Source organism: Brevundimonas naejangsanensis (genome assembly GCF_000635915.2).
Lineage (GTDB): Bacteria > Pseudomonadota > Alphaproteobacteria > Caulobacterales > Caulobacteraceae > Brevundimonas > Brevundimonas sanguinis.
The window spans coordinates 652,401-670,064 of record NZ_CP015614.1 but is presented as its reverse complement, the minus strand read 5'-3'; the positions used below and the strand labels follow the sequence as shown (position 1 = coordinate 670,064).

The 17,664-nt window shown below is 66.8% G+C and carries 14 protein-coding genes; 3 read left to right on the top strand and 11 right to left on the bottom strand.

The annotated features are described in order from the left end of the window. Positions 1-58 precede the first annotated feature (58 nt). Positions 59-2,161, top strand: a complete 2,103-nt coding sequence (locus DA69_RS03190; protein WP_029972552.1) for a DNA topoisomerase IV subunit B — start codon at positions 59-61, stop codon at positions 2,159-2,161. Positions 2,162-2,169: 8 nt separating this feature from the next. On the opposite strand, the gene DA69_RS14225 is transcribed toward DA69_RS03190, so the two are convergent. The 9 genes from DA69_RS14225 to DA69_RS03145 all read right to left on the bottom strand — a co-directional run bounded on the left by DA69_RS14225 (position 2,170) and on the right by DA69_RS03145 (position 13,098). Then, positions 2,170-2,844, bottom strand: a complete 675-nt coding sequence (locus DA69_RS14225) for a helix-turn-helix transcriptional regulator (RefSeq protein ID WP_082891420.1) — start codon at positions 2,842-2,844, stop codon at positions 2,170-2,172. A 299-nt stretch (positions 2,845-3,143) separates the two neighbouring features. After that, the gene (locus DA69_RS03180) at positions 3,144-4,025 is read right to left on the bottom strand and encodes a hypothetical protein (RefSeq protein ID WP_025977494.1); all 882 of its coding nucleotides are present in this window, start codon (positions 4,023-4,025) and stop codon (positions 3,144-3,146) included. A gap of 16 nt (positions 4,026-4,041) precedes the next feature. After that, positions 4,042-6,369: a fimbria/pilus outer membrane usher protein gene (locus tag DA69_RS03175; RefSeq protein ID WP_064108269.1), complete on the bottom strand. Its 2,328-nt coding sequence runs from the start codon at positions 6,367-6,369 to the stop codon at positions 4,042-4,044. Beyond that, positions 6,363-6,653 carry a hypothetical protein gene (locus DA69_RS03170; RefSeq protein ID WP_064108268.1) on the bottom strand — a complete coding sequence of 97 codons (291 nt, stop codon included), beginning with the start codon at positions 6,651-6,653 and terminating at the stop codon, positions 6,363-6,365. Before DA69_RS03170 ends, DA69_RS03175 begins: the two co-directional genes overlap by 7 nt. A 1-nt stretch (position 6,654) precedes the next feature. Next, positions 6,655-7,392, bottom strand: coding sequence for a hypothetical protein (locus DA69_RS03165; RefSeq protein WP_145915887.1), 738 nt, complete (start codon positions 7,390-7,392; stop codon positions 6,655-6,657). Between the two features lie 69 nt (positions 7,393-7,461). Continuing rightward, positions 7,462-8,055, bottom strand: a complete 594-nt coding sequence (locus DA69_RS03160) for a hypothetical protein (protein WP_134581194.1) — start codon at positions 8,053-8,055, stop codon at positions 7,462-7,464. A 158-nt stretch (positions 8,056-8,213) separates the two neighbouring features. Further along, positions 8,214-10,514 (bottom strand): ABC transporter permease, encoded by a 2,301-nt coding sequence (locus DA69_RS14220; protein ID WP_025977498.1) that lies wholly within the window; start codon positions 10,512-10,514, stop codon positions 8,214-8,216. Then, entirely contained in the window at positions 10,511-11,578 is a 1,068-nt protein-coding gene (locus DA69_RS03150) for an HlyD family secretion protein (protein WP_235599200.1), read from the bottom strand. The genes DA69_RS14220 and DA69_RS03150 overlap by 4 nt, the downstream gene beginning before the upstream one ends. Next, the gene (locus DA69_RS03145; RefSeq protein WP_025977500.1) at positions 11,575-13,098 is read right to left on the bottom strand and encodes a TolC family protein; all 1,524 of its coding nucleotides are present in this window, start codon (positions 13,096-13,098) and stop codon (positions 11,575-11,577) included. Before DA69_RS03145 ends, DA69_RS03150 begins: the two co-directional genes overlap by 4 nt. A 243-nt stretch (positions 13,099-13,341) precedes the next feature. Between DA69_RS03145 and DA69_RS03140 the strand changes: the two genes are divergently transcribed. Then, complete coding sequence (locus DA69_RS03140) at positions 13,342-14,211, top strand: bile acid:sodium symporter family protein (protein ID WP_025977501.1); 870 nt, start codon at positions 13,342-13,344, stop codon at positions 14,209-14,211. Between the two features lie 6 nt (positions 14,212-14,217). On the opposite strand, the gene DA69_RS03135 is transcribed toward DA69_RS03140, so the two are convergent. Both DA69_RS03135 and DA69_RS14500 read right to left on the bottom strand, forming a co-directional pair. Next, a complete protein-coding gene (locus DA69_RS03135) occupies positions 14,218-15,945 on the bottom strand; it encodes an AMP-binding protein (RefSeq protein WP_025977502.1) in 1,728 nt (575 codons plus the stop codon). A gap of 169 nt (positions 15,946-16,114) precedes the next feature. Further along, a complete protein-coding gene (locus tag DA69_RS14500) occupies positions 16,115-16,396 on the bottom strand; it encodes a hypothetical protein (RefSeq protein ID WP_145915886.1) in 282 nt (93 codons plus the stop codon). Positions 16,397-16,421: 25 nt separating this feature from the next. On the opposite strand from DA69_RS14500, the gene DA69_RS03130 reads away from it, so the two are divergent. Further along, positions 16,422-17,660 carry a parallel beta-helix domain-containing protein gene (locus DA69_RS03130; RefSeq protein WP_025977503.1) on the top strand — a complete coding sequence of 413 codons (1,239 nt, stop codon included), beginning with the start codon at positions 16,422-16,424 and terminating at the stop codon, positions 17,658-17,660. Positions 17,661-17,664 lie beyond the last annotated feature (4 nt).

Below are 17,664 nucleotides of genomic sequence, written 5' to 3'. Positions count from 1 at the left end.
GCCCCCGCTCTCTGCGAAGCCTACCAGACCCTGCCCCGAATCGCCGCAAAATGCCCTGATGGACGATCTGTTTTCCAAGCTCGACGACGCCGAACCGACCAAGCCCGCCGCTCCCGCTGCGGCGCCCGCTCCTGCGGCGACGCCCCCTGCGGCCCTTCAGGCGGCGCCTGCGCCGGTGCATGAGCCGAAGGTCGAGCTGACGTCCCACGCCAGCACGGCGACGGCGGCCGCCACCGGCTATTCGGCCTCCTCGATCGAGGTGCTGGAAGGGCTTGAGCCCGTCCGCAAACGCCCCGGCATGTATATCGGCGGCACCGACGAGCGCGCCCTGCACCACCTGTTCGCCGAAGTGCTGGACAATGCGATGGACGAAGCCGTCGCCAAGCACGCCAAGCTGATCACCGTCGATCTGGACGCCGAAGGCTATCTGTCGGTGCGCGACGACGGGCGCGGCATCCCGGTCGATCCGCACCCGCGCCATCCGGGCAAGTCGGCGCTGGAAGTCGTCATGACGGTGCTGCACTCGGGCGGCAAATTCTCGGGCAAGGCCTATGAGACCTCGGGCGGCCTGCACGGCGTCGGCGTCTCGGTCGTCAACGCCCTGTCGGAAAGCCTGGACGTCACGGTGTGGCGCGACGGCTTCGAATGGCGCCAATCCTTCAGCCGCGGCCTGTCGCAAGGCCCGATCCAGCAGGTCGGCCCGTCGAAGAAGAAGGGCACCCTGATCCGGTTCAAGCCGGACGAGCAGATCTTCGGCGTCGGCGCGACCTTCAAGCCCGCCCGCCTGTTCCGCATGACCCGGGCCAAGGCCTATCTGTTCCGCGGCGTCGAGATCCGCTGGAGCTGCGCCCCTGAGCGCATCACCGACCAGACGCCCGCCCAGGCGACCCTGCACTTCCCCGGCGGCCTGGCCGACGCCCTGGCCGAGCGCGTGGGCGAACTGGAAACCGTCACCCCCGTCTTCGCCGGGCGCGTCGAGCGCAAGGGCGAGGCGGGCGCGCTGGAATGGGCCGTCACCTGGTCGCCGATCGGCTTCGGCGACGCGGACAGCTTCGTCGCCTCCTACTGCAACACCGTCTCGACCCCCGACGGCGGCACCCACGAGGCCGGTTTCCGCGCCGCCCTGGTCAAGGGGCTGAAGGCCTATGGCGAGCTGATCAACGAGAAGCGCGCCGCCCAGATCACGGCGGAAGACGTCATCGCCAATGCGGGCGCCCTGATCTCCATCTTCATCCGCAATCCCGAGTTCCAGGGTCAGACCAAGGACCGCCTGTCATCGCCCGAGGGCGCGCGCCTGGCCGAACAACTGCTGCGCGACCCCTTCGATCACTGGCTGACGGAAAGCCCGAAACAGGCCAACGCCCTGCTCGGCTTCGTCGTCGACCGCGCCGAGGACCGCTTGCGCCGCCGCAAGGACAAGGAAGTCCAGCGCGCCGCCGCCACGCGCAAGCTGCGCCTGCCGGGCAAGCTGTCGGACTGCTCACGACAAGCCGCCGAGGGCACCGAACTCTTCATCGTCGAGGGCGACTCGGCCGGCGGCTCGGCCAAGCAGGCGCGCGACCGCACGACCCAGGCCATCCTGCCCCTGCGCGGCAAGATCCTGAACGTCGCCTCGGCCACGGCGGACAAGCTGCGCCAGAACATCGAACTGACCGACCTGATGCTGGCGCTCGGCGTGCAGGCGGGCAGCCGCTTCAGCGTCGACGACCTGCGCTACGAGCGCGTGGTCATCATGACCGACGCCGACGTCGACGGCGCCCACATCGCGGCCCTGCTGATCACCTTCTTCTACCGCTCCATGCCGGACCTGATCCGTCAGGGACGGCTCTATATGGCCCTGCCGCCGCTCTATCGGATTTCGGCGGGTCCGCTGTCGGAGTACGCCCGCGACGACGCCCACCGCGACGAGCTTCTGGCCACCGTTTTCAAGGGCAAGAAGACCGAGATCGGCCGGTTCAAGGGCCTGGGCGAGATGATGGCCTCTCAGCTGAAAGAGACCACCATGGACCCGAAGAAGCGGACCCTGGCCCGCGTCTCCCTGCCCGACAGCGAGGAAGAGATCGAGGATCTGGTCGAGCGCCTGATGGGCCGCAAAGCCGAGGCCCGCTATCAGTTCATCCAGGAAAACGCCCGCTTCGCCGTCGCCGACCTGGACGTCTGATCCGCGCGTCAGCTCATCTGGAAACTGAGCCGCAGGGCGCCGTTGATGCCCTTGACGCCCATCCGCATGCAGATCGAGCGCAGGTGCGCCCGCACGGTATGGATCGACATATCCAGCTTGCGGCCGATGTCCTTGGGCGTGGCGCCGGCGGTCAGGTGCAGCAGCACCGCCGTCTCAGCGCGGGTCAGACCGAAGACCGCCCCGAGAGCCGTGATCTTGGCCACGTCCAGCGGTTTGACCGGCTGGGCCGTGGCGAACACTCGGCACGGCGCCTCGGGCGTCGTCATCAGATCCAGGATGCACCACTCGTCGTCGCCGGTGCGGAACAGAATGCGTCCGCTCGACCGATTTCCATCGGCCAGGTCCCGCAACAGCGCGTCCAGCTCCGCCCGGCTGCGATGCGCCGCGCAGATAAACAGACCGCGCGACCCCACCATGCCGCAGTCAGCCAGGGCGCGCGCCTTGGCGTTGGTGCGTAGAACCCGACCGTCTGAATCCAGAATAAAGCGGGCCGTATCATCGGCCTCAAACCAAGCGTCCGCTTCCGGTAGATCGCTAGGCGCGGAAGGGGGATGGAACGAGCGGATATCGCCGAAGGCCGCTTCAGATCGGCTTATCCACAACCCGTCAACGGGGCTCCCCGTATCCGATCCAAGCGTCGTCGTGGTCTGCTCTCCGATCATCGCCCTAACCTCCCGCACGCCAGGCCCTAAGGACCATCAGCTCCTGAAAGCTGAACAGCGCATCCTCTAATTCCACATTGTTGGTCGCATATCGGTGGCTTTTCAAGGTTCAAAATGAGAAATCGGGATTTTAATAAGCTGCGCTTTAAAGATTCTCCCTAGTGGGTACGTTTGATCAACACTAAATAAAAAACTTCGATGACTTCACAGATCTGACAAACAGCATACTTGGCGCTGTAAACAAATTCGTTCTGGCACGAAATTTAACACGCCGCTATAAAGTCCCAAAATGGGTCAGTTCATTTGGGGGAGATGTCTATCGTCAGAACGTCCGCATAACGACCTTCCATGGCGCCGGCGACAGACCCCAAAATGAAGGTCATCGGAATGGAAATACCGGCCAGGGTCCGCGGCGGATCAATCTGTTTTGTCCACAGGGTCGACAGATCAACACCATCACCGTCCAAATCCACTGTGTAGGGCAAGGCCGGGGCGTCGGGCGCCTCCTCCACCCGGCGCATGACGCCGCCGTGCTGAGACGAAACCGACACCGTCGCCATCGTATTGGCGCGGACCTGAAGGAATATCCGCCGGGTGACGCCGGCGATCGCCTCGCCGAAATCCACGACCTCAACGCTGGAGCCCGTGCCGAAGGCTCCCGCTGCGCCCGCCAGATTCAGTTGCGCTCTGGGCGTCGCCTGAAGGATCAGCCGCACCGGGATCGGCGCTCCGATCGGTTCGCCGTCCGCCGTCTTCACGACCAGACGCAGATTCACGCCGTATTCGCCGGCGTCGGCCACCGCTCCCTGCACCACAGCGGCGTCGAACTGGGCCTGCCCCTTGGCGCCCGGAGCGAGCTGATATTGGAACACGGCTGTCTGCACATCGGCCATCTGCACGCCCGACGCCTCACGCGGCCGGAATTGCACGCCCACATTACCCAGGATCACGCTGGTGACTTCAACGCCGACGTCGTCGGTGAACGACATCCGCACATCGCAGGCGGCGTCGCCCCGGTTCTCCAGGTCGATGTCCAGCGCGCCGGACGACGGTCCGATGGCGAAGGGGTTGTACTCGATCCGCACCGTCTGCGGCCCGTCCCGCGCCGCCAGCTCGCATGTCTGGGCCGAGACGCTGGACGCCAGGGCTGCAGCCGCAAGCAGGCCCGCTGTCCCGATCATCAGCCGCCCTTGCGCCCTATGACACCGGGCCAGGGGTTTTGATTTCTCCCACATCGCTTACTCCTTCCGCGTTGTCCGGAATGACAAATTCGCCCACCGTTCGCCCCTTGATCACCAGTCGGTATTGTCCGGGGGCCAGGCCGTCGGCGATGAAACGCCCGTTGCGATTGGTGAAGAAGGGCTTGCCCTGTGCGTCGTCCTTTGCACCGGCCGGGACGATCAGGCCGCCCATCAAGGCCACCGGCCCCTCGGGCGAAATCAGATAGCCCCGCGCCGTACGCGAGGCGTCGCTGCCGACGACAAAACGATACCCATTGCCGAAACCAGGAAAGGCCTGGATCACGCCGGCGCCGAGATCATACCCCTCCGGCAAGGGATCGACCTCCAACTCATAGCGCCGGACGCCATAGCCGCGATCAATGCCCGCCAGCGCCGGGCCGAACCAGCCGCTTTTGGCGACCGGATAGCCGCTGGAGTCCGTCAAGCTGACCTGCGCGCCCTTCAATGTCGGGTGGCCGGTGGCGATGACGAAGCCTTCGCGCGCCGATCGGCCAATGCCGAAAGCGCCGTTCGCATAACCGACCATGGTCGAGAGCCGCCACAGCGACTCCTGCCGCGTCTCGCCGTCGTTCAGGTTCGAAACCAGGCGGTTTGAGATGATCTCCGCATCGAAGCGGTTGTTGATGTAGCGCAGGTCGCCGGCGATGGTCTGCTGCGTCCCGTCTTCGGAGAAGCGCAGATCCCCGCTCAGATCGTTCAGGCGGCCTGACGAGGCGCGCGAAAGACCGACCTCGCGTAGGTCGTTCTGGCTGTCGTAGCGGGCCACGCCGCTCCACCGCCCGCCGAAACGAGTGGTCAGGTTGATGCCGAACCGCGTGTCCTCCCGCCCGTCCAGGGCGGTCGTGCGCTGCACGGTCATATTGACGCCGAAACGGCGGAAACTGCGGCCGAAGTTCAGATTGAGGTCGGTCCGATCCCGCTCGCCCCGCCCCTTCACATAGGCCGCGCCAAAGCCCATCGTATAGGCGCGGAACCGCAACAACGCCTGGCCGGCGGCGCGCCATCTCTCACGGTTGAAGCCATTGGTTTCGAAGGCGCTCTGGAAATAGCGGCTGGTCGCCTGGACTGACGCTACAAGGCGAAGATCAGCTTCCCGGCCGAACGTCGTCTCGCGCAGATAGTCGATCGAGCCGATATAGCCCTGCCGTCCGGTGTCGCCGTTATGACTGACAGCGGCGCTCGCCTGGATCAGGCCCAGGCGGCTGCCCCATACGGCCAGCCCGCCGGCCTGGCCGCGTCCTTCGGCCAGCTGGGCGTTGGCGCCCACGGTCAGCACGTCGCTTATCCCCTTGCGGACAAAGCCCGACGCGCCCAAGGCGGAGCCGTATTCCAGCGATCCGCCCTCCTCCAGCACGCCCGCCGAGACGCCGAAATCCAGCACGCCGGGGTCCAGCAGTCCTGCGCCGCCGAACAGGTCGAACACGGCGATCTCTCTCTGGCCCGTATTGTCCTCGACCAGCAGGCGCACGGTGTTGGCGCCCTGGCCGAACGGAAAGTCGCCCAGTGAATAGGGCCCGGCGTCCAGGCGCAGCCGCTCGATAATCACGCCATTGACCTCGACCACCACCAGGGCGGGGCGATCCAGCACGAACTGGCGCCGCCCAGATGGCCGCACGTTCTGGAACGGTCGGATCGTCGAATAGGCCCGCGCCGCCGACAGGCCCAGAAATCGTCGCGAACCCTGGAAGCTCTCAACCGGCGGTGCGAACTCGCCGGCCGTCAGGCGCACCGCCGACTGGAACAGATCCTTGGTGAGGCGGATTTCGCGGCGGCGCCAGCGCTCATCGGATGAGCCGTCGTAGTCGACGCCTGCCGTTAACGTCACGCCGTCGAAGCCGCCGAAGTTGGCGAACATGTCCACCCCGCCCGCCAGGGGCGCAAAGCTGTTCTCCGAATGCGAATACTGCTGAGCCATGGTGATATTCGCTCCAGCCGAAAAATTGGCGGGCTGATCAAAGGCCGCCGGATCGACCAACTCGTTGCGGTTGAAGCTGACGTCCCGACGCGCACGCGCCCCGGCCGACAGTTCTGCCACGAAGGTCAGGGCCAGTGGATCGAAGCTCAAGGAAAAGCCCTCGCCTCTCAGGTCCGCCATGTTGACGCGCTTTTGCGACGCGATGATCGTCTTCAGCCGGTCGCGCTGGGCGGGCGCCAGACTGGGACCCAGAAGGTCCATCAGCCCCTCGGCGTCGACCAGCCCCTGGCCTTGCAGATCCACCTCCCCCGCCAGGTCGCCCAGATAGCGGCCATCGAGGGTCAGCGGCCCCTGGATCGGGCTCAGCACCGGCGTCGGCCGGGCCGAGGGCGCCTGATCCTGGGGTCCGCCGGCCGCCGCATCGAGCGCGGGGGAACACTCGACGCGGCGCCGGCGGCGAGCAGGACGTCAGGGGCGTCTCGCTCGACCGGGACTACGGCGGCGGCGCCGTAGGTGACTTCGGAATAGTTGCGCGCCGTGCGGATGACTTCATCCCCCGCGAAGGGCGCTTCGGCGTTGCTGGCCGAGGCGACGCTGCCGCCCAGGCAGGCCGCGGCGCCCAGGCGCCGCCAGATCCGTTTGCGGCCGGACATCTCACAGCAGCACGATCGAGGCGGTCACGTCGCCGCTGGCGTCAGCCGCCAGCGCAGCCGGGATACGCATGTTGCGCGTGGCGCCGCCCGCCATCACGCTGACCTCTCCGACATCAATATTGGCAGCAGGAACCTCATGCGTCTTCCCGTCCGCCGTCTTGAGCGTGAAACGCGCCTCGCGCAGATGGGCGAAGCCGTCGCCCGTGTTTCGCGCCGTCAGAAGAATGTCGCCGTTCGGCGCGCGGGAAACGGAGGTCACCTCGACCGCCGCCCTGGCGCTGGTCGGCGCCACGAAGACATAGGTGTTGATCGTGAAAGCCAGTTTGACGTCGGCGCCGGCCTCGTCCTCGCCGGTGACCGATTGCATATTGATCGGCAGTTGCGCCGCACGCACCAGGTACATCTTGCCTTCCGGCCCGCTGTCGCCGAGATAGCGCACCTGCACCACCTGTTCGCGATTGGGCGGAATGACGGATTGCACCGGGAAGACGCCGATGTCGTCTTCTTCAGGGACCAGGCTGCGGACGCCGTTTTCGTCGACCCTCATCCGATAAACTTCTATCTCCACCGTGGCCGGCGCCGTGGCGGTGTTGCGCACGGTCAGTCGGTAGCTGGATCCGCTTCCTGAAGGCGTGATCTTGGCCACCATCGGCGAGACGTCCATGGCGCGCGTGTCTGACGGCGCCGTCATGGCCATCATCAGACAGAGCACCGAAGCTGCGATGACTTGAACTCTCATAACTGCATCTCCCCTGCAGTAATGCGAAAGAAAAACGGGGAGCCTTGCGGGCTCCCCGTTCTGGCTCGATCAAGCCGGGTTCAGCGTGAAGGTGAAGGTCTCCGTATAGGTGCCGGCCGGGGCCGTAGCCGCGCCCGGACCAGACGGCGCAGCCGCGCAGCCCGTCGAACCGGGGTTGGTGTTGTCGCCTTGCGTGCCGCCGACGCCGGTGCCGCCCGGAACGTTGTAGCAAAGGTTCAGGAACAGATCGGCGAAGATGCCGTCAGCCAGGGCTTGGCTATAGCCGCCCGAGTTGGTGACGATCGCCGGGCTGCCGGGCCAGGTGTCCTGAGCCGGGAAGCCCAGGGTCGGCACTTGCTGAACCACCAGGTCCCAGTCGTAGTTGATCAGCACGCCGTCGACCGACTTGAAGTCGCCGTTGGCGGCGCTGGAGGTCAGCTTGGCGCCCGTCGGGGCGTTACACGACATCCGCAGCGTGGTGACTTTCTGGCGCTGGCCGTTGGCCACCGCGACATTGCCGCCAGCCACGTTGGCCAGGCCGATGCCGCAGAAGTTGGTCACGCTGGTGCTGACCGTCACATTGGTTTGCGCGCTGGAAACGCCGGGCAGAGCCAGCAGGGCTGCTGCGGCGGTGGCGGCCGCAGTGATCATCAAAGTACGCATCTTCGCCTCCGGGAATGGGTTGTTAAACGAGACTCCAGACTGTCGCTTCCGATGTCTGGACTTGCGGCCAATCGCCACAATCTCGCCATTTAAACCTCCCCCCAGAGGCCAACATCCCCAAGGTTGATACTCATCTTGGACTAGTCAATTTTAACTAATCATTTACCGCTGCGACGGACGAGGCTGCTACGCGGCGGATCGAGCAGCAACCACAGGGCGCCGAAGATCGCCGCCAATGCCACCAGCCCCGCCGCCTGAGGCGCGACCTCCGCCAGACTGGCGCCCATGGCGTTCATCGGCACAAAGGCCTGGACGGCGGCGGTCGAGGGCGACAGGCAAGCCAGCCAGACCAGCAGCTTGGGCATCATGAAATGCGGCCACGCCGCCCCCGCCAGGAAGAAAAGAGGCGCCGAGGTTCCGACCAGCACCTGCAAGACCCGCTCGTGACGATCGAACAATCCGCCCAGCAGCAGCCCCAGCGCCGAAACCCCGGCTGCGAACACGGGCGACAACAGGACGACCCCGCCTAGATCGCCGCCGCGCGGATAGTCCTGCACCCAGAACACGAAGCCGAAATAGAACAGGCAGGACCCCGTGCCGATCGCCGTCAGCGCCAGCCATAAACCCAGTCTTGCGCTGCGCCGCATGGGGGCTGCGCCGGTCTCGCGGCGCAGGGCGGCGATGACGCCTGCGCCCAGCAGCAGGGTCTGCTGCAGGATGATCAGGCTGACCGCCGGCACGGCATAATCGCCATACCCTTCCGTCGGATTGAACAGGGATTCCTGCTTCAGCGTCGGGGCCAGCTTTGCCGCGCGGGCGGCCTGAGGCAGGCCCTCCAGCCGCGTCTCGGCGACGTGGGCCGCAGCGGCCGCGACCGCCTTGCCGACCGAGGTGACCCGAACCAGATAGCCGCCGTTTAGCCAGACGGCGACGCCGCTGGGCGCGCCGCGCGCCAGGTCGCTCTCAAACCGGTCCGGCAAGATGACGACGCCGTCCACAACGCCGCGCCGCATCAGGTCGGACGCCTCGGCGGTCGAGGGGATCACAGCGGCGACCTCGATCGCGTGAGAGGCGTTGAGGTCTTCGACCAGGGCGCGGGTCAGGGCGCTCTGCGTCGGCGTCACCACGGCGACCGGCAGCCCCGTCGCCGCCTGCCCGGCATAGGCCGCCGGATAGTAGAAGGCGTACAGAACCACAGCCAGGATCAGCAGGCTGCTGACAGGCCGGGCGCGCGGCAGATTGCGGAAGGTCGCGATGAAGGCGGCGCCGACGCCCTGTTCGGGCAGGGGAAAGGCCAGCGCTTCGGCCTTGGGCGCGCGCCGGGCGCGCAGGCGGATCAGTACGGCGGCCAGGATCAGGGCGATGACGGCGACGAAGCTCAGGATCATCAGGTCCCGCCAGGCCCCGCCGGGCGCTGCGCCGGTCACCATCTGGCCGGTCTGAAGGCGCAGATAGTGGGTGTAGGGCAGGATGTCGCTCCAGATCCGGGCGAAGCGCGGCCCGTGATCCAGCGGCAGGGTGCCGTTCGAGAAGGCGATGGCCGCGCCCGAATAGATGGCGGTGCCCGAGAAGGCCATGTCGACATCGCCCAGCAGGGCGACCAGCAGGGCCGACAGGGCGACGCTGACCGCCATCAGGGCGACCACGCCCAGCATCAGCAGTGGCAACGACCCCGCCACGCCCCAGCCTCTGATCCCGCACAGCCAGCCGATCCACGCCAGCCCCCACAGGGTGAAGATGACGAAATGCGGGATCAGCGTCCCGATCAGGGCCGCCGTCGTCCGCCCGTCGTTCTGGGCCTTGAACGTCTGGAAGGAGCCGCCCTGCATCAGCCGCCCCACCGCCAGCACCGCTGAACAGGCCGCCAGCAGATGCAGCACGCCGGGCGCCAGCAGGCCGCCGAGGAACAGCTCGAAACTCAACTGCGGATTGCCGATGATCGACACCTGGACTGCCGGCGGCTCCAGCGCCGTGGCGGGCAGGCCCATCTGGCGCGCGCGCTCCTCCAGTCGCGGCGCGGCGGCCGAGGCGATGGCCGCCGACTGCCCCAAGGCCGACAGGGCGCCGACGGTCTGGAAGGCGCCGTTGAACGACACCGTCACCTGCTCCGGACGACGGAAGGCGCCTTCGCTGAAGCCCGAGGGAAAGTGCGCGATGCTGTAGACCTCGCCGCGCCGCATCAGGGCGACGGCCTCATCCACCGTCGCCGGGGCGTGGGCCACCCGCACGCCGGGGCTGGCCTCCATGTTGCGGATGGCCGCCCGGCTGAAAGCTGAGTTGTCCTGATCCACCACGGCGACCGGCGCCTGACGGATCACGCCGGGCGCCAGCATGGCCGCGATCACCGCCAGCAGGATCAGCGGCAGGCCGAAAGCGACGAAGGCGTCCCACGGGCGGGTCGCCAGCCGCCGCGACTCGTCCTGAACGGCCGCAAGAAAGACGGCCGCCCCGCCCTTCATCGCGCCGACCAGTCGAACAGGACGCTCATGCCCGGCCGCAGGCCCTCGATCGGCCGGACAGGCTTGGCCTTCACCTGGAAGCTGCGGACATCATAGCCGCTGGACTGCCGGGTCGAGCGCCAGGTGGCGAACTCGCCCTGCGGGCTGATGGCGGTGACGCGGAAGGCGGCGCCCTTCACGCCCAGCGCCGGCACGTCCCCGCGCACGGTCGCGCCGATCTTCAGATCGCGGAACTGATCCTCGCGCACGCTGAAGGCGACCCACGGCTCGGCCGTATCGACGATGGTGAACACCGGCACCCCCGTCAGCACCAGCTCGCCGACATTGGCGAAGCGTTCCGACACCTCGCCCCCATGCGGAGCGGTCAGGCGGGTCTCGCCCTGCAGGCTTTCGACCTCGGCGACGGCGGCGCGGGCGCCGCTGACATTGGCGTCGGCGACCGACTTCTCCTGCGGACGGGTTCCGGCCTGCGCCTTCAGATACTGCTGGCGCGCGGCCTCGGACTGAGACGCCGTAGCGGCGCGGGCGGCCACCGCCTCATCCCGGCGCTGGGCGGAAATGACGCCCTCGGCGAACAGGTTTTCGGCCCGGCGCGCGGTTTGATCGGCCAGACGGGCCGTCGCCTGAGACGCGCGCCAGATGGACTCGACCGTCTGCACGTCCTCGACGCGGGCGCCCTCGCGGCTCATGGACTGGATGGCCTGCGTCGACTGCAGCAGGGCGCGGGCCTGGGCGTCCTTGGCCTCGACCTCGGGGCTGCTCATCAGCGCCAGTTCCTGCCCGGCCGTCACCCGATCGCCCTCGGCGGCCATGAAGCGTTCGACGCGGCTGGGCACCTTGGTGGCGACAGTGAAGGTCTCGGCCTCGACCATGCCCTGAACCTGATCCGGCGCTGGACGGGCGGCCAGGAACAGACCCACGACGATGAAGACCAGCAGCAGCGCCACCCCCGCCGCGACGATCAACGGCAGAAGCGGACGGCGCGGTTTCGGCGGCGGCGCCTCGGCGGGTTTGGACGGCGTATAGGCCGAAGAAGGCGTCTCGCTCATGGGGCGCTGAGTCATGGGGCGCTGATCCGGTCGTCGCGTTGCAGATAATCGTTCAGGGTCTGACCATTGCCCGACGCCGCCAACAGCGCCGCCAGGCTCAGGTCGTATTCATAGGCCGCCGCCGCCCGTTGCAGGCGCGCGGTTCCCAACAGGTTGCGGGCGTCGATCACCGAGGCGGCCGTCGCCTCGCCCTCGCGGAAGCCGACCTCCTGCACGCGCAGGTTTTCGCGCGCGGCCTCCAGACTGCTGTCCATGCTCAGGAACTGCCGCCGCGCCAGATCGACCTGATTATAGGCGCGCGTGACCATCAGCCGGGCGTCGTCGCGGGCATTGCGCTCCATCTGGGACGCCGCCGAGGCCTGGGCGCGCGCGGCGCCGAGCAGCCGTCGCCGGTCCACCGAAGACATCAGGGTGTAGCGCGCGCCCAGACCAAAGGCCCAGTCCGGCTCGGTCGGCAGGGAATCATCGGGGTTCAGGTTGTAGGTCCCGAAGGCGAACACCGACGGCTTCAGCCGCGAGGCCGCCAGATCCGCCCCCGCCTCGGCCAGATCGCGCCCGGCCTGCGCCTGAATGACCCGCGCGTTCGACTGCCCCGCGCTGTCCACAAACAGGTCGGCCGGTCCCACCGGGCCGCGGTTGACGAACAGCGGCGTGGTCGGCGTCGCCCCGTCCTCAAGGTCCGTCACGCGCGCCAGCGAGGCGACGGCGTTTTCATGCTCCAGTTCGGCGCGGTTGACCTGACGCTGGGCGGCGTCGCGCGCCACCTCGACCTGAAGCGTCTGGGCGCGGCTGAGGAAACCCTCGCTCTCCATGCGGCGCGCGTTGTTCAGATGCAGATCAAAGCCGTCGCGCGTTTCGATGGCGATCTTCAGCGCCTCCGCCGCCAGCACCTGGCCGAAATAGGCCTGGGCCAGCCCGACGCCTTCCAGATCGACGGCTTCGCGACGCTTGGCTTCGGCCATATCCAGATTGGCCTCCGCCGCCCGACGCAGGGCCGGAATGGCGCCGCCGGTATAGATCGGCTGAAGCGCCGTCACCGTCGGGCGAAACGTCGTGTCGTCCACCTGCAGCCGGATATCGTGCGGCAGGGCGGCGAAAATCTCTGGCAGAGCCGCCTGCAGCCTCTGCTCCACGACGCCCAGAACATCGCCCGGCACGCCGGGCAGACCTGAAATCAGACCCGGAATGGCCGCGCTGATGTCGGACTGCGCCCGGTCCAGCGGCTCGCCCAGAGACAGGTCGAACGTCTTGCGATAGCGGATCAACTGAGCGTCCAGCGACACCGTCGGTCGGTTCAGGCCGTCTGCGGCGCGCGCCTGAGCTTCCGCCGCCTCCACCGCATAACCCGCCGCCCGGTTCAGGCTGGAGGTCGAACGCAGCCGCGCCTCGGCCTCTGCATAGCTCAGCGGGGTGCGGGACGTTTCGGCGTTTCGAGGCGCAGATGCGGTCAGTTGCGCCTGCGGCTCCGCCTCCTGGCTGCTCGCCATCGGCCCCGCAGCCAGCGCGACGCACAGCCCGACACCACTGATCACCATCGCTTCACCCCGTATCACGTCCGGCCCCAACGATCCTGACGCGCCGCCGTTGCGTCAAGCAAGCACGGGCCGCGCCCGCTCGCCTTGAGGAAAGGCGTTCTAGCCGGATTCCAGCCCTGTTCCGAACCGTCTTGACGCGCGACGACCCTGTGCTGGAAGGTCTCCATACCGCTGGCGAAGCTTCCGGGCTCGGCGGCGGAAGGGGCGCTGTCAGGGCGGACCTGACGACAGGGGGAATGACCTATGGGCTCGCCGTTGACCCTGATCGGGCTGCCGATCGCGCTGGGCATCATCATGTTCGGCCTGGGCCTGAGTTTGACGCCATCCGATTTCGTCCGGGTGTGCCGACAGCCGAAGGCGGCGGCGGTGGCCCTGGCCTGTCAGCTGCTTCTGCTGCCGGCGATCTGCTTCGCCCTGGTGCTGGCGTTCCAGCTGCCGCCGCTTCTGGCGGTCGGCATGATGCTGCTGGCCGCCTCGCCGGGCGGGACAACGGCCAACCTTTATAGCCACCTGTTCCGCGGCGATGTGGCCCTCAACATCAGCCTGACAGCGATCAACTCCGTCATCGCCGTCGTGACCCTGCCGGTCATCGTCAACCTGGCCGTGGCCTATTTCCAGCCCGGCGACATGAAGGTCGGCCTGCAGCTGACCAAGACCCTCGAGGTCTTCATGATCGTGCTGGTTCCCGTGGCGCTGGGGATGCTGGTGCGCGGCCTGAAACCCGGCTTCGCCCAGGCGATGGACAGGCCGGTGCGGATCGCCTCCATACTGATCCTGACCCTGGTGATCCTGGGCGCGGCGGCGTCCAGCCTGGATGTGCTGCTAGCCAACTTCCAGGCCCTGGCGGGGATCGTCATCCTGTTCTGCCTGTTCAGCCTGGGCATAGGTTTCGCCGTGCCGCGCCTGCTGAAGATCGAACGCCCGCAGGCCATCGCCAGCGCCTTCGAGGTCGGGCTGCACAACGCCACCCTCGCCATCGTCATCGCCCAATCGGTGCTGCGCAGCCCGGAGATGACCCTGCCGGGCGCCGTCTATGGCGTGCTGATGTTCCCCCTGGCGGCGGCGTTCGGCCTGCTGATCACCCGCAAGCGCGCAACAGCCGTCGCAGGCTGAAGGCGATCAGCCGCGCAGCTCGCGGCGCAGCACCTTGCCCACCGCCGTCTTGGGCAGGGGTTCGCTGCGGAACTCGACGATGCGCGGCACCTTGTAGCCGGTCAGTTGCGCGCGGCAGTGGGCGATCAGCATCTCCTTCGTCAGCTCAGGCGATCGCGGCACGACGACGATCTTGATCCGCTCGCCCTGCGCCGCATCCGGCACGCCGACGGCGGCGACCTCCTCGACCAGAGGATGGCTGGCGACCACATCCTCGATCTCGCCCGGATAGACGTTGAAGCCGGACACCAGGATCATGTCCTTGATCCGGTCCACCAGACGCACGCGCCCGTCCGCCTGCATCACCCCGACGTCCCCCGTCGCCAGCCAGCCGTCGTCCGACAGCACCCTGGCTGTCTCGTCGGGCCGTTTCCAATAGCCCAGCATCACCTGGGGGCCGCGCACATGCAGCTCTCCCTCTTCGCCGATCCCGGCCCAGCTGCCGTCCTCGCGACGCATGCGAACCTCGGTCGAGGGCACCGGCAGGCCGACCGTTCCGTCGAAGCCCATCCCTTCCGGATGCTCCAGATCGACGCGCCCGATGCAGACCACCGGCGATGTCTCCGTCAGGCCATAGCCGTCGATCAGCGGCGCGCCCGTCACCGCCTGCCACTCCTGGGCCACAACGCTCTGGGTCGCCATGCCGCCGGCGATGGTCAGCTTCAGATCCGAGAAATCGCGGTCTCGAAACGCCTGGCTTTTCATCAGGCTGACGAACAGGGTGTTCAGCCCGGTCATGGCCACGAAGCGCTCCTTGCGCAGGATCCATTCCACCCGCTTGGCGTCGCGCGGATTGGCGATCAGGATGTTGCGCCCGCCCGCCCCCGTGAACATCATCAGGTTCGCGGTCAGCGAGAAGATATGGTACAGCGGCAGCATGGTGACATTGCCTAAAGGCCGTGTCTGATCAATCTGATCCAGCAGCCAGACCCGCCCCTGAATCGTGTTGGCCAGGATGTTGCGATGGGTCAGCATCGCCCCCTTCGCCACGCCTGACGTGCCTCCCGTATATTGCAGGAAGGCGATGTCCTCGGGACTGATCGGCGCCGGCTGCAAGCTCATTCGCCGCGCCTTGGCCATCAGGCGCGTCCACCGATGCGCGCCCGGCAGGCGATAGGTCGGAACCATCTTCTGAACATGACGCATCATGGCGCTGACGGCGACGCCCTTCAGGCCGCCCATCATGTCGCCCATGGCGGTGACGACGACATCCCGAAGATGGGTCCCTTCGCGCGCCTGCTCCACCGTGGCGGCGAACATGTCCATGACCACCAGGACGACCGCCCCGCTGTCCTTGAGCTGATGGTTCAACTCGCGCGGGGTGTAGAGCGGATTGACGTTGACCACGATGGCGCCGGCGAACAGCGCGCCGAACAGGGCCGCCGGATACTGCAGGCAGTTCGGCATCATCAGCGCCACCCGCTCGCCCGGCTGCACGCCGATCGACTGCAACCACGCGCCGAAGCTCTTGGCCGCCTTCAGCATATCGCCGTAGGTCACTGCCGAACCCAGGCTGACGAAGCCGGGCCGGTCGGCGAACTTCAGCGCATCCGCCTCGAACAACTGAGGGACCGACGTCCAGCGCGCCAGCTCGTCCTCAATGCAGCGGGGCACGCCCTTGTGATAGAATTTCGTCCAGAAACGCTCGGCCCACAGTTGGTCCAGGTCGTCAGCGGAATCAGTCACGGCGCTCATTTCTCGACCGCCCACGCCGACCGGCGCCCTGCGGCCGCCTCGCGACAATGGACGCGCAGGGCGGCGGTCAGCCTGGCCCGGTTCGCCCCAACGGCCCAGGCGGCGCTGGACCGACAAAAGGGGATACGAACGCCGCCGATCATGGCGAACCGTGGCGGTGCGGATGCGGTCAGCATAGGGCTTCATCCCTGGATGAAAGGGTCAGGCGACCCTGCATATGGATGCGCGACCCAATGGCGGCGCGCGCGGAAAAATCACATTCGTGGCCGCCTGCTCCTACGTAAAGCAACGCCTTTCCGAGCCGAAACTGCGGCGCGGGAGCGAAGGTCTTGGCGACCAAGGCCCTCGAGACAACCCCGACGATTCGTCGAGCGTAGCCAAAAACAGAAACAGTTTCATTTTCTTCTTGCGGCGTAATGAAGCTTGTGAAAGCCTTGGGCTGGGCGAACACTCACGAGCGTTCTGGAGGGGACATCATGAAAATGCGCATCTGGCTGCCGGTCGCGGCGATATTGTTTCTGAGCGCCTGCGGGTCGAAACCGGCCGAGAAGGGCACGGACCTCAGCAAGGCGAACACCACCTATCAGAACGAACTGATGGAGCTGTTGATGGACGCCAAGCCGGGCGCGGTGATCGAGATCCCCGCCGGCGTCTTCGCCATCGATACCGAGCTGAGCCTCGTGGTCGACGGCGTGACCATCCGAGGCCAGGGCATGGACAAGACCATCCTGAACTTCCGCAACCAGGCGGCCGGCGCCCAGGGGCTGCTGGTCACCGCCAGCAACTTCACCATCGAAAACCTGGCGATCGAGGACACCAAGGGCGACGCCATCAAGATCAACAAGGGCGAGAACATCATCGTGCGCAAGATCCGCACGGAATGGACTCAGGGCCCCAAGACGGAAAACGGCGCCTACGGCATCTATCCGGTTCAGACCAAGAATGTCCTGATCGAAGACAGCGTGGCGATCGGCGCCTCCGACGCCGGAATCTATGTCGGCCAGTCGCAGAATGTGGTGGTCCGCCGCAACCGCGCCGAGTTCAACGTGGCCGGCATCGAGATCGAGAACTGCATCGACGCCGACGTCTATGAAAACCTGGCGACCAACAACACCGGCGGCATTCTGGTCTTCAACATGCCCCAGCTTCAGCAGGCCGGCTATCGGACGCGCGTCTACAACAACCGCGCCATCGCCAACAACACGCGCAACTTCGGCCACGCCGGCACCCCGGTCGCCAGCGTGCCCGCAGGCACGGGCGTGATCGTCAACTCCAACGATCAGGTCGAGATCTTCGACAATGAGATCGCCGACAACAAGACGGCCAACATCATCATCTCGGCCCTGTTCTCCGCCGGCTATTCCGACAGCGCCATGAGCGCGGACTTCGACCCCTATCCCGAGGCCATCCTGATCAAGGACAACCGCTTCAGCGGCGGCGGCAATGCGCCGGACGGCATGGATTTCCAGGCTCTGCGCATCGCCAAATTCGGCCCCACCGGCCGCTTCCCCGACATCCTGTGGGACGGCTATGTCAATCCGAAGAAGCTGGTGAACGGCCAGTTGCCCGCTGAACTGCGGATCTGCATCGACAACGGCGACGCCGGAATCCTGAACGTCGACGGGCCCAACAAATACGCCAAGCCCAACACCGACATCACGCCGCATCGCTGCACCCTGCCCCGGCTCAAGCCGGTCGTCCTGCCGCAAGCCTGACACG